Raw genomic sequence first — 12,819 nt, 5'->3', positions numbered from 1 at the left:
TTAACCGCATTCCGGACGATCGGATTGAAGATGGTGCGAAATGCGGACGTTGTGGCCATGAATTGTTTGATGGCGATGTCATTAACGCGACGGGTGCTACGCTGGACAAACTCCTCAAGGACGATCTGCCTGTCGTAGTGGATTTCTGGGCGCCCTGGTGCGGCCATGCCGAAGCTTCGCGCCGATCTTCGAAGACGTGGCCGAAGAACGCAGCGGGAAAATACGTTTCGTTAAGGTCAATACTGAAGCTGAACCTGAACTGAGCGCCCGTTTTCGCATTCGCAGCATCCCGACGATTATGATTTTCAAAAAGGGTGAAGTGGTCGACATGCTCAACGGTGCGGTGCCTAAAGCCCCGTTTGATAGCTGGCTTAACGAATCACTGTAACATTCACGGGGCACATCTTGTGCCCCGTTCCCGCCTCTGCGAAAATAGGGTTTTTCCTGCATTTCGCCCATGACTGATAACGCTGTTCTTCAATTACGCGCCGAACGCCTTGCGCGCGCCACCCGTCCGTTCCTCGCGCGCGGAAACCGTATTCGCCGCTGTCAGCGTTGCCTGCTGCCGCTGAAGGTTTGCCTGTGAGACGCTGACCCCAAGTTCGGCACAGAGCCGTTTTTGTCTGGTCATGTTTGATACCGAGCCGATGAAGCCCAGCAATACTGGTCGCCTGATTGCCGATATTCTGCCGGATACCGCGGCGTTTCAGTGGTCCCGCACGGAGCCCCCTCAGGCCCTGCTCGACTTAGTGGCAAGCCCGGACTATCAGCCGATGGTCGTTTTCCCCGCGTCATATGCAGGTGTCGATCGCCAGGTGCTTTCGACGCCGCCATCCGGTAAACCGCCGTTGTTTATTATGCTGGACGGCACCTGGACCGAAGCGCGAAAAATGTTTCGCAAAAGCCCTTATCTCGACGCACTGCCGGTGATTTCTCGATCTGTCCCGCGTCTCCGCCTACCGCCTGCGTGAAGCGCATGCTGACGGGCAATACTGCACCGCCGAAGTGGCCATTGCGCTTCTGGATCTGGCGGGTGATACCGCTGCGGCTGGCGCCCTGGGCAACCATTTCTCCTGTTTCCGGGAACGCTATCTGGCAGGAAAAACCGTTCATAAGGGCAGCGTCACAGCAGCCGAGACGGAAAGCGTTTAAAATCATCAGGTCGCTTGCATTCACAGGAGGCCTGCATGAGCCAGCGAGGGTTAGAAGCGCTACTTCGTCCTAAATCCATTGCCGTCATCGGCGCATCAATGAAACCGGATCGTGCTGGCTATCTGATGATGCGCAACCTGCTGGCCGGGGATTTAATGGCCCGTCATGCCCGTCACGCCAGCGTATAAGGCGGTTCAGGGAGTGCTTGCATGGCCTGATGTACAGAGCCTGCCTTTCGTACCGGATCTGGCCGTACTGTGTACAAACGCGAAACGAATCCGGAGCTGCTGGAATCGCTCGGCAAGAAAGGCTGTAAAACCTGCATTATTCTCTCGTCTCCGCCTGAACAGAAAGCCGAGCTTCTGGCCTGCGCCAGTCGCTATCAAATGCGCATTCTTGGACCAAACAGTCTCGGCCTGCTCGCCCCCTGGCAGGGCTTAAATGCCAGCTTCTCTCCGGTTCCGATCCGCAAAGGCAAGCTCGCGTTTATCTCGCAGTCGGCTGCGTATCGAACACCATCCTCGACTGGGCGCAGCAGCGTGAAATGGGATTCTCCTACTTCATTGCTCTCGGCGACAGTCTGGATATCGACGTTGATGAGCTGCTGGATTTTCTGGCGCGCGACGGTAAAACCAGTGCGATCCTGCTTTATCTTGAGCACCTCAGCGACGCGCGTCGTTTTGTCTCGGCGTCGCGAAGCGCGTCGCGCAATAAGCCGATCCTGGTAATCAAAAGCGGGCGCAGCCCTGCGGCTCAGCGTCTGCTGCAGTCGCATTCCGGCATGGATCCCGCCTGGGACGCCGCTATTCAGCGCGCGGGTTTGCTGCGGGTACAGGATACGCACGAGCTTTTTTCCGCCGTTGAGACGTTAAGCCATATGCGCCCGTTGCGCGGCGAGAAGTTAATGATTGTCAGTAACGGCGCCGCTCCTGCCGCACTCGCGCTGGATGAGCTGTGGCGGCGCTTCGGCAAGCTGGCCACGCTGAGTGAAGAGACGCTGCAGCGCCTGAAAGATGCGCTTCCGACCAGCGTGACGCCCCGGCAATCCTCTTGATTTACGCGATGATGCCAGCAGCGAGCGCTATATCAAGGCCATTTCCATTTTGCTGGATAGCCAGGATTTCGACGCGCTGATGATTATCCACTCCCCAGCGCGGTCGCGCCGGGCAGCGAAAGCGCGCGCGCGCTCATTGAGGCCGTGCGCAACCATCCGCGAGGCAAATATGTCACCCTGCTCACCAACTGGTGCGGTGAGTTTTCTTCGCAGGAGGCGCGACGCCTGTTCAGCGAAGCCGGACTGCCAACCTACCGCACGCCGGAAGGCACCATAACCGCGTTTATGCATATGGTGGAATATCGCCGCAACCAGAAACAGCTCCGCGAGACGCCGGCGTTGCCCGGGAATTTGACGGCCAATACCGTTGACGTTCACCGGCTGTTGCAGCAGGCGATTGAAGAAGGTGCGACGTCGCTGGATACGCATGAGGTCCAGCCCATTCTGGGCAGCTACGGGATGCAGACCCTGCCGACTGGATCGCCAGCGACAGCGCTGAGGCCGTGCATATTGCCGAGCAGATTGGCTATCCGGTTGCCCTGAAGCTGCGCTCCCCGGATATTCCGCATAAGTCTGACGTTCAGGGGGTGATGCTCTACCTGCGGACGGCGGCAGAGGTGCAGCAAGCAGCCGATGCCATCTTCGATCGGGTCAAAATGGCCTGGCCGCAGGCAAGGATCCACGGCTTTGCTGGTGCAAAGCATGGCTAACCGCGCAGGCGCTCAGGAGTTACGCGTGGTGGTCGAACACGATCCCGTTTTCGGCCCCGCTCATCATGCTGGGTGAAGGCGGCGTGGAGTGGCGCCCGGAAGGAGCAGGCCGTGGTGGCGTTACCGCCGCTGAACATGAACCTGGCGCGTTATCTGATCATCCAGGCGATTAAAAGCAAAAAGATCCGCGGCCGGAGCGCGCTACGTCCGCTTGATATTGCCGGGCTAAGTCAGTTCCTGGTACAGGTCTCTAACCTGATTGTGGATTGTGCCGAGATCCAGCGGCTGGACATTCATCCGCTGCTCGCCTCGGCAATGAGTTTACGGCGCTGGACGTGACCCTGGATATCGCGCCATTCGAAGGAGACAGCGAGAGCCGTCTGGCGATTCCGCCCGTATCCCCCTGCAGCTGGAGGAGTGGGTTGAGATGAAAAATGGGGAACGCGCCCTGTTCCGCCCTATTCTGCCGGAAGATGAGCCCCAGCTGCGGGCCTTTATCTCTCAGGTCACGAAAGAGGATCTTTATTATCGCTTATTTTAGCGAAATCAACGAATTTACCCACGATGATTTAGCCAATATGACCCAGATCGACTACGATCGAGAAATGGCGTTTGTTGCCGTTCGTCGCGCCGATAAGGGTGATGAGATCCTCGGCGTCACGCGTGCGATTTCTGACCCGGATAACGTCGATGCGGAGTTTGCCGTGCTGGTGCGCTCCGATCTTAAAGGTCTGGGCCTGGGAAGACGACTGCTGGAAAAACTCATCAGTTATACGCGAGATCACGGATTGTTACGCCTTAATGGCATTACTATGCCTAACAATCGCGGTATGGTGACCCTGGCGCGAAAACTTGGGTTTGACGTTGATATTCAGCTGGACGAAGGTATTGTTGCCTTATCCCTCAGTCTGACATCAGCAGACAAACGCGAGTAAGCTACTGGAAATTGTTACCCACTTTGGACGGGACTGGTGGTATCATTGTCCGCTTATGTTGTTTGCATAGTACAGACAACCCTTCAATGAACAGAGAAGAAACGCACTGTGATGTTGTCAAAATTTAAGCGTAATAAACATCAACAACACCTTGCTCAACTACCGAAGATTTCTCAGTCAGTTGATGATGTAGAGTTCTTTTACGCTCCCGCTCATTTTCGGGAGACGCTTCTGGAAAAGATTGCCAGCGCCACGCGACGCATTTGCATTGTGGCACTGTATCTTGAACAGGATGAAGGCGGGCGCGCGATCCTGAACGCGCTCTATGAAGCCAAACGTCAGCGTCCGGAACTGGATGTTCGCGTGCTGGTAGACTGGCATCGCGCCTCAGCGTGGCCGTATTGGCGCTGCTGCATCAAACACCAATGCTGACTGGTATTGCCGCACGGCGCAGGAAAATCCTGGCGTTGACGTGCCTGTTTATGGCGTCCCGGTGAATACCCGTGAAGCGCTCGGCGTTCTTCATTTCAAGGGGTTCATCATTGATGACAGCGTGCTATACAGCGGCGCCAGCCTCAAATGATGTCTACCTTCATCAGCTCGATAAATATCGCTACGACCGCTACCATCTGATCCGTAATCCGCAGATGGCCGATATCATGTTCAACTGGGTTGATAAAAATCTGGTTCATGGCCGCGGCGTTAATCGTCTTGACGATCCCGAGCGTCCGAAAAGCCCGGAGATCAAAAACGATGTTCGCGCCTTCCGCCAGGAGCTGCGCGATGCGGTCTATCATTTCCAGGGCGATGCGAACAACGAAGAGTTATCCGTTACCCCGCTGGTAGGGCTCGGCAAATCAAGCCTGCTGAACAAAACGATCTTCCATCTGATGCCGTGTGCGGAGCAGAAGCTGACTATCTGCACGCCATACTTCAACCTTCCTGCCGTGCTGGTGCGTAATATCATTCAGCTGCTGCGCGAGGGTAAAAAAGTGGAAATCATCGTGGGTGATAAAACGGCAAATGACTTCTTCATTCCCGAAGATCAGCCGTTCAAAATCATTGGTGCGCTGCCCTATCTCTATGAGATTAACCTGCGTCGTTTCCTGAGCCGCTTACAGTATTACGTCAACACTGACCAGCTGGTTGTGCGTCTCTGGAAAGATGAAGACAATAGTTACCATCTCAAAGGCATGTGGGTCGACGATGAGTGGATGCTGCTGACAGGTAACAACCTGAACCCGCGCGCATGGCGACTGGATCTGGAAAACGCTATCCTGATTCATGACCCGCAGCATGAGTTAGCCGCCCAACGTGAACGCGAGCTGGAGCTGATTCGCACCCATACGACCGTGGTGAATCACTACCGCGAACTGCAGAGCATTGCCGATTATCCGGTAAAAGTTCGCAAGCTTATTCGCCGCTTACGTCGTATCCGTATCGACCGACTTATCAGCCGTATTCTGTAATATCCAGGCCCTGTCACCCGCAGGGCTTTTTTATGGAGCCCGTTGATGCGTATTCCTCTGGTACTGAGTGTGCTCTTCCTGAGTGGCTGTAGCCATATGGCTAACGATAGCTGGTCCGGACAGGACAAAGCACAGCATTTCCTCGCTTCCGCGATGTTGTCCGCAGCCGGTAATGAATATGCCCAGCACCAGGGATACAGCCGGGATCGTAGCGCGGCGATCGGGTTGATGTTCTCAGTAGGTCTTGGGGCATCAAAAGAACTGTGGGATAGCCGCCCCGCAGGGAGCGGCTGGAGCTGGAAAGATTTCGCCTGGGATGTCGCCGGCGCAACGACCGGCTATGCCGTATGGCAGATGGCGCGCTATTAAAGTCGAATGCCTTTCCCTTTGCGATGCAGCATCAGGGAGACAACAAACGCCAGTGCCCCCATTCCCGTTACGTACCAGAAGAATGTCGTTTCGCTTCCCCATGATTTAAGCGACAGCGCGACGTACTCCGCCGATCCGCCAAACACCGCGTTGGCTACCGCATAAGAGAGCCCTACCCCTAACGCGCGGACCTGCGCCGGGAACATCTCGGCTTTCAGTATCCCACTGATGGAGGTATAGAAACTGACAATCACCATCGCCACCATAACCAGCGCAAAGGCGGCATACGGTGAAGAGACATGCTGAAGCGCTGTCAGAATGGGAACGGTACATAATGCCGATAATCCGCCAAAAATGAGCATTGAGGTACGTCGGCCAATTTTGTCCGAGAGCGCACCGACGATCGGCTGTATGAGCATAAAGACAAACAGCGCCGCGGTCATGACCACACTGGCGACGTTGGCGTGCATGCCGGTGGTATTCACCAGGTACTTTTGCATATAGGTGGTGAACGTATAAAAACTGAGAGAGCCGCCCGCAGTGAAGCCCAGCACCATCAGGAAAGCTTTGCGGTTACGCCATAACCCTTTGAATGTTCCCGCCTCCTTCAGCATACGGACCTCTTTCTGAGAGGTTTCATCTAACTGACGGCGTAACCAAAGTGCGACGATCGCCAGCACGGCCCCCATTGCGAAAGGAATTCGCCATCCCCAGGCATGAAGTTGTTCGTCCGTCAAAATCTGCTGCAGGATCACCACCACAAGAATGGCCAGCAGTTGACCGCCAATCAGCGTGACGTACTGGAATGAGGCGTAAAAACCTTTACGGCCTTCCAGGGCAATTTCGCTCATGTAGGTCGCACTGGTACCGTATTCACCGCCCACCGATAATCCCTGAAATAAGCGGGCCAGCAAAAGTAGCGCCGGTGCCCAGGTGCCAATCGATTCATATCCCGGTAAGCAGGCGATCACCAGCGAGCCAAAGCACATCATACACACCGAGATCAGCATCGAGGCCTTACGCCCTCGACGATCCGCAATACGGCCGAACAGCCAGCCCCCGATGGGTCGCATTAAAAACCCTGCGGCAAAAACCCCAGCCGTTTGTAGCAGCTGTGTCGTGGTGTTGCCGGATGGGAAGAAAATATGTGCGAAGTAGAGTGAACAGAATGAGTAGACGTAAAAGTCGAACCATTCAACCAGATTCCCTGAAGAGGCGCTGATGATTGCCCATACCCTTCTTCGGGTATCACTGTGAGCCAGCGTCCCGTGTGATGTCATGCTTTCTGTCATTGTGATTATGCTCCTGCCATAAACTGCGGCGTATTGAGCCAGAAGGCTCAATAACCTCGTAAATGAAATGTTATAATTTTGTTATAAATAACATTGCGACAGGGATCACACATTCCATTAGCAGGATAAGGGATTAAGAGAAAGGCCAGGGTGGAGATAAAAGCAAAAAACCCCGCACCTTTCGGTACGGGGTTCTTCTAATTGATGCCTGGCAGTTCCCTACTCTCACATGGGGAGACCCCACACTACCATCGGCGCTACGGCGTTTCACTTCTGAGTTCGGCATGGGGTCAGGTGGGACCACCGCGCTAAAGCCGCCAGGCAAATTCTGTTAATCTGTATCAGGCTGAAAATCTGTCTCTTCGCCAAAACATCTTCGGCGTTGTAAGGTTAAGCCTCACGGTTCATTAGTATCGGTTAGCTCAACGCATCGCTGCGCTTACACACCCGACCTATCAACGTCGTCGTCTTCAACGTTCCTTCAGGAGACTTAAAGTCTCAGGGAGAACTCATCTCGGGGCAAGTTTCGTGCTTAGATGCTTTCAGCACTTATCTTTTCCGCATTTAGCTACCGGGCAGTGCCATTGGCATGACAACCCGAACACCAGTGATGCGTCCACTCCGGTCCTCTCGTACTAGGAGCAGCCCCCCTCAATTCTCCAGCGCCCACGGCAGATAGGGACCGAACTGTCTCACGACGTTCTAAACCCAGCTCGCGTACCACTTTAAATGGCGAACAGCCATACCCTTGGGACCTACTTCAGCCCCAGGATGTGATGAGCCGACATCGAGGTGCCAAACACCGCCGTCGATATGAACTCTTGGGCGGTATCAGCCTGTTATCCCCGGAGTACCTTTTATCCGTTGAGCGATGGCCCTTCCATTCAGAACCACCGGATCACTATGACCTGCTTTCGCACCTGCTCGAGCCGTCACTCTCGCAGTCAAGCTAGCTTATGCCATTGCACTAACCTCCTGATGTCCGACCAGGATTAGCTAACCTTCGTGCTCCTCCGTTACTCTTTGGGAGGAGACCGCCCCAGTCAAACTACCCACCAGACACTGTCCGCAACCCGGATTACGGGTCTACGTTAGAACACCAGCCATTAAAGGGTGGTATTTCAAGGACGGCTCCACGCAGACTGGCGTCCACGCTTCAAAGCCTCCCACCTATCCTACACATCAAGGACCAGTGTTCAGTGTCAAGCTATAGTAAAGGTTCACGGGGTCTTTCCGTCTTGCCGCGGGTACACTGCATCTTCACAGCGAGTTCAATTTCACTGAGTCTCGGGTGGAGACAGCCTGGCCATCATTACGCCATTCGTGCAGGTCGGAACTTACCCGACAAGGAATTTCGCTACCTTAGGACCGTTATAGTTACGGCCGCCGTTTACCGGGGCTTCGATCAAGAGCTTCGCGTTACCGCTAACCCCATCAATTAACCTTCCGGCACCGGGCAGGCGTCACACCGTATACGTCCACTTTCGTGTTTGCACAGTGCTGTGTTTTTAATAAACAGTTGCAGCCAGCTGGTATCTTCGACTGATTTCAGCTCCACCCGCAGGGGCTTCACCTACATATCAGCGTGCCTTCTCCCGAAGTTACGGCACCATTTTGCCTAGTTCCTTCACCCGAGTTCTCTCAAGCGCCTTGGTATTCTCTACCTGACCACCTGTGTCGGTTTGGGGTACGATTTGATGTTACCTGATGCTTAGAGGCTTTTCCTGGAAGCAGGGCATTTGTTACTTCAGCACCGTAGTGCCTCGTCATCACACCTCAGCGTTAAAAAACGACCGGATTTACCTAATCGTTCCGCCTACATGCTTAAACCGGGACAACCGTCGCCCGGCTAACATAGCCTTCTCCGTCCCCCCTTCGCAGTAACACCAAGTACAGGAATATTAACCTGTTTCCCATCGACTACGCCTTTCGGCCTCGCCTTAGGGTCGACTCACCCTGCCCCGATTAACGTTGGACAGGAACCCTTGGTCTTCCGGCGAGCGGGCTTTTCACCCGCTTTATCGTTACTTATGTCAGCATTCGCACTTCTGATACCTCCAGCAACCCTCACAGGCCACCTTCAACGGCTTACAGAACGCTCCCCTACCCAACAACACATAGTGTCGCTGCCGCAGCTTCGGTGCATGGTTTAGCCCCGTTACATCTTCCGCGCAGGCCGACTCGACCAGTGAGCTATTACGCTTTCTTTAAATGATGGCTGCTTCTAAGCCAACATCCTGGCTGTCTGTGCCTTCCCACATCGTTTCCCACTTAACCATGACTTTGGGACCTTAGCTGGCGGTCTGGGTTGTTTCCCTCTTCACGACGGACGTTAGCACCCGCCGTGTGTCTCCCGTGATAACATTCTTCGGTATTCGTAGTTTGCATCGGGTTGGTAAGCCGGGATGGCCCCCTAGCCGAAACAGTGCTCTACCCCGAAGATGAGTTCACGAGGCGCTACCTAAATAGCTTTCGGGGAGAACCAGCTATCTCCCGGTTTGATTGGCCTTTCACCCCCAGCCACAAGTCATCCGCTAATTTTTCAACATTAGTCGGTTCGGTCCTCCAGTTAGTGTTACCCAACCTTCAACCTGCCCATGGCTAGATCACCGGGTTTCGGGTCTATACCCTGCAACTTAACGCCCAGTTAAGACTCGGTTTCCCTTCGGCTCCCCTATACGGTTAACCTTGCTACAGAATATAAGTCGCTGACCCATTATACAAAAGGTACGCAGTCACACCACGAAGGTGCTCCCACTGCTTGTACGTACACGGTTTCAGGTTCTATTTCACTCCCCTCGCCGGGGTTCTTTTCGCCTTTCCCTCACGGTACTGGTTCACTATCGGTCAGTCAGGAGTATTTAGCCTTGGAGGATGGTCCCCCCATATTCAGACAGGATACCACGTGTCCCGCCCTACTCTTCGAGTTCACAACCTGTGTGCTTTCGTGTACGGGACTGTCACCCTGTACCGTGCGACTTTCCAGACGCTTCCACTAACACACAAGCTGATTCAGACTCTGGGCTGCTCCCCGTTCGCTCGCCGCTACTGGGGGAATCTCGGTTGATTTCTTTTCCTCGGGGTACTTAGATGTTTCAGTTCCCCCAGTTCGCCTCGTTAACCTATGTATTCAGTTAACGATAGTGTGACGAATCACACTGGGTTTCCCCATTCGGACATCGCCGGGTCAAAGGTTTCATATCACCTCGGCCGGCGCTTTTCGCAGATTAGCACGTCCTTCATCGCCTCTGACTGCCAGGGCATCCACCGTGTACGCTTAGTCGCCCTCACAACCCGAAGATGTTTCACTTCTGATTGCGAAAATTTGAGAGACTCGAACACCATTTAAGATGTGTCGTTTCAATTTTCAGCTTGATCCAGATTTTTAAAGAGCAAATATCTCAAACGTGACTCGCAAGTCAGTTTTGAGATATGACGGCAGGTGACTTTCACTCACGAACCAGCAAGTGGCGTCCCCTAGGGGATTCGAACCCCTGTTACCGCCGTGAAAGGGCGGTGTCCTGGGCCTCTAGACGAAGGGGGACACTGAAGTCTCAATCGCAAGACGCCTTGCTATTTACTTTTCATCAGACAATCTGTGTGAGCACTACAAAGGCAGGTTCTTTAAGGTAAGGAGGTGATCCAACCGCAGGTTCCCCTACGGTTACTTGTTACGACTTCACCCCAGTCATGAATCACAAAGTGGTAAGCGCCCTCCCGAAGGTTAGAGCTACCTACTTCTTTTGCAACCCACTCCCATGGTGTGACGGGCGGTGTGTACAAGGCCCGGGAACGTATTCACCGTAGCATTCTGATCTACGATTACTAGCGATTCCGACTTCATGGAGTCGAGTTGCAGACTCCAATCCGGACTACGACGCACTTTATGAGTCCGCTTGCTCTCGCGAGGTCGCTTCTCTTTGTATGCGCCATTGTAGCACGTGTGTAGCCCTACTCGTAAGGGCCATGATGACTTGACGTCATCCCCACCTTCCTCCAGTTTATCACTGGCAGTCTCCTTTGAGTTCCCGGCCTAACCGCTGGCAACAAAGGATAAGGGTTGCGCTCGTTGCGGGACTTAACCCAACATTTCACAACACGAGCTGACGACAGCCATGCAGCACCTGTCTCAGAGTTCCCGAAGGCACCAATCCATCTCTGGAAAGTTCTCTGGATGTCAAGAGTAGGTAAGGTTCTTCGCGTTGCATCGAATTAAACCACATGCTCCACCGCTTGTGCGGGCCCCGTCAATTCATTTGAGTTTTAACCTTGCGGCCGTACTCCCCAGGCGGTCGACTTAACGCGTTAGCTCCGGAAGCCACGCCTCAAGGGCACAACCTCCAAGTCGACATCGTTTACGGCGTGGACTACCAGGGTATCTAATCCTGTTTGCTCCCCACGCTTTCGCACCTGAGCGTCAGTCTTTGTCCAGGGGGCGCGCCTTCGCCACCGGTATTCCTCCAGATCTCTACGCATTTCACCGCTACACCTGGAATTCTACCCCCTCTACAAGACTCTAGCCTGCCAGTTTCGAATGCAGTTCCCAGGTTGAGCCCGGGGATTTCACATCCGACTTGACAGACCGCCTGCGTGCGCTTTACGCCCAGTAATTCCGATTAACGCTTGCACCCTCCGTATTACCGCGGCTGCTGGCACGGAGTTAGCCGGTGCTTCTTCTAACGTCAATCGCTGAGGTTATTAACCTCAACGCCTTCCTCCCCGCTGAAAGTACTTTACAACCCGAAGGCCTTCTTCATACACGCGGCATGGCTGCATCAGGCTTGCGCCCATTGTGCAATATTCCCCACTGCTGCCTCCCGTAGGAGTCTGGACCGTGTCTCAGTTCCAGTGTGGCTGGTCATCCTCTCAGACCAGCTAGGGATCGTCGCCTAGGTGAGCCGTTACCCCACCTACTAGCTAATCCCATCTGGGCACATCTGATGGCAAGAGGCCGAAGGTCCCCCTCTTTGGTCTTGCGACGTTATGCGGTATTAGCTACCGTTTCCAGTAGTTATCCCCCTCCATCAGGCAGTTTCCCAGACATTACTCACCCGTCCGCCGCTCGTCACCTAGGAGCAAGCTCCCTGTGTTACCGCTCGACTTGCATGTGTTAGGCCTGCCGCCAGCGTTCAATCTGAGCCATGATCAAACTCTTCAATTTAAGTTTGATGCTCGTGAATTAAACTTCGTAATGAATTACGTATGTTCACTCAGAGACTTGGTATTCATTTTTCGTCCGAGGACGTTAAGAATCCATGTCACTTTGAGTGCCCACACAGATTGTCTGATAAATTGTTAAAGAGCAGTGCCGCTTCGTTTTCGCTGCGGCGCGGGGTGTGCATATTACGCTTTCCCGCTTCAGAGTCAAGCGTTTATTTTCGCTATTCTCTGCTGACCCGGCGGCGTGTGTGCCGTTGTTCCGTGTCAGTGGAGGCGCATTATAGGGAGTTATTCTGACGTGACAAGAGGAAATTTAAAAAAAGTTTCCATTCGCGTTTTTTTTCACCAAAAGAGGTGAAATCAAGCTACAAATTGTTCTATTTGATGTATCTGCAACCACAATCACATTCGCGGTGGCATAATTATCAGCATGAATCTTTAAGGAATAAAAGCGATGCCATTAAGCGCGCAACAGCTGGCCGCCCAAAAAAACCTGTCTTATGTGCTGGCCGAAAAGCTGGCTCAGCGGATTTTAGCGGGTAAATATGCCCCGGGGAGCATCCTGCCGGGTGAAATGGAGCTGGGTGAGCAGTTTGGGGTGAGCCGTACCGCCGTGCGCGAAGCGGTGAAAACCCTGACGGCAAAAGGTATGGTGCTTCCTCGCCCTCGTATTGGCAC

The 12,819-nt window shown here is 54.0% G+C and carries 8 protein-coding genes, 1 tRNA gene, 3 rRNA genes and 4 pseudogenes; 11 read left to right on the top strand and 5 right to left on the bottom strand.

Annotated elements, in window-relative coordinates:
• From trxC to PI91_RS00035, 10 genes and pseudogenes are all read left to right on the top strand, one after another.
• Positions 1 to 388: pseudogene (trxC, locus tag PI91_RS00055) on the top strand (thioredoxin TrxC); the annotation flags it as partial.
• A 69-nt stretch (positions 389 to 457) separates the two neighbouring features.
• A pseudogene (gene tapT / locus PI91_RS00050) lies at positions 458 to 1,152 on the top strand (tRNA-uridine aminocarboxypropyltransferase).
• A 35-nt stretch (positions 1,153 to 1,187) separates the two neighbouring features.
• Positions 1,188 to 1,340 carry a CoA-binding protein gene (locus PI91_RS26300; RefSeq protein WP_232764365.1) on the top strand — a complete coding sequence of 51 codons (153 nt, stop codon included), beginning with the start codon at positions 1,188 to 1,190 and terminating at the stop codon, positions 1,338 to 1,340.
• Complete coding sequence (locus tag PI91_RS26295; protein ID WP_232764364.1) at positions 1,318 to 1,593, top strand: CoA-binding protein; 276 nt, start codon at positions 1,318 to 1,320, stop codon at positions 1,591 to 1,593. The genes PI91_RS26300 and PI91_RS26295 overlap by 23 nt, the downstream gene beginning before the upstream one ends.
• A 103-nt stretch (positions 1,594 to 1,696) precedes the next feature.
• Complete coding sequence (locus PI91_RS26290; protein ID WP_232764363.1) at positions 1,697 to 2,206, top strand: hypothetical protein; 510 nt, start codon at positions 1,697 to 1,699, stop codon at positions 2,204 to 2,206.
• A gap of 144 nt (positions 2,207 to 2,350) precedes the next feature.
• The gene (locus tag PI91_RS26285; protein WP_232764362.1) at positions 2,351 to 2,749 is read left to right on the top strand and encodes a hypothetical protein; all 399 of its coding nucleotides are present in this window, start codon (positions 2,351 to 2,353) and stop codon (positions 2,747 to 2,749) included.
• Positions 2,710 to 3,255 (top strand): annotated as a pseudogene (locus tag PI91_RS26280) (acetate--CoA ligase family protein). The gene PI91_RS26285 and the pseudogene PI91_RS26280 overlap by 40 nt, the downstream one beginning before the upstream one ends.
• A gap of 239 nt (positions 3,256 to 3,494) precedes the next feature.
• The gene (locus PI91_RS26275; RefSeq protein ID WP_232764361.1) at positions 3,495 to 3,851 is read left to right on the top strand and encodes a GNAT family N-acetyltransferase; all 357 of its coding nucleotides are present in this window, start codon (positions 3,495 to 3,497) and stop codon (positions 3,849 to 3,851) included.
• 111 nt (positions 3,852 to 3,962) lie between these two features.
• Positions 3,963 to 5,320, top strand: a pseudogene (pssA, locus tag PI91_RS00040) (CDP-diacylglycerol--serine O-phosphatidyltransferase).
• Between the two features lie 45 nt (positions 5,321 to 5,365).
• A complete protein-coding gene (locus PI91_RS00035; protein WP_008502197.1) occupies positions 5,366 to 5,689 on the top strand; it encodes a YfiM family lipoprotein in 324 nt (107 codons plus the stop codon).
• On the opposite strand, the gene PI91_RS00030 is transcribed toward PI91_RS00035, so the two are convergent.
• The 5 genes from PI91_RS00030 to PI91_RS00010 all read right to left on the bottom strand — a co-directional run bounded on the left by PI91_RS00030 (position 5,686) and on the right by PI91_RS00010 (position 12,142).
• On the bottom strand, positions 5,686 to 6,981 hold the full coding sequence (locus PI91_RS00030; protein WP_008502198.1) for an MFS transporter: 1,296 nt from the start codon (positions 6,979 to 6,981) through the stop codon (positions 5,686 to 5,688). The genes PI91_RS00035 and PI91_RS00030 overlap by 4 nt on opposite strands.
• A 206-nt stretch (positions 6,982 to 7,187) precedes the next feature.
• Positions 7,188 to 7,303 (bottom strand): 5S ribosomal RNA (gene rrf / locus PI91_RS00025).
• A 64-nt stretch (positions 7,304 to 7,367) separates the two neighbouring features.
• A 23S ribosomal RNA gene (locus PI91_RS00020) occupies positions 7,368 to 10,268 on the bottom strand.
• A 181-nt stretch (positions 10,269 to 10,449) separates the two neighbouring features.
• A tRNA-Glu gene (locus tag PI91_RS00015) sits at positions 10,450 to 10,526 on the bottom strand.
• Between the two features lie 85 nt (positions 10,527 to 10,611).
• A 16S ribosomal RNA gene (locus PI91_RS00010) occupies positions 10,612 to 12,142 on the bottom strand.
• Together the 16S, 23S and 5S rRNA genes with 1 tRNA gene alongside form the textbook arrangement of a ribosomal RNA operon.
• 453 nt (positions 12,143 to 12,595) lie before the next feature.
• On the opposite strand from PI91_RS00010, the gene PI91_RS00005 reads away from it, so the two are divergent.
• The coding region (locus tag PI91_RS00005) for a FadR/GntR family transcriptional regulator (protein WP_039265159.1) at positions 12,596 to 12,819 on the top strand (224 nt) is incomplete at its 3' end.

The sequence above is a fragment of the Enterobacter sp. FB genome (assembly GCF_000805795.1).
GTDB classification, from domain to species: Bacteria; Pseudomonadota; Gammaproteobacteria; order Enterobacterales; family Enterobacteriaceae; genus Enterobacter; species Enterobacter roggenkampii.
The sequence above is the reverse complement of the archived record's forward strand: the minus strand, read 5'-3'. Positions and strand labels throughout refer to the sequence as shown.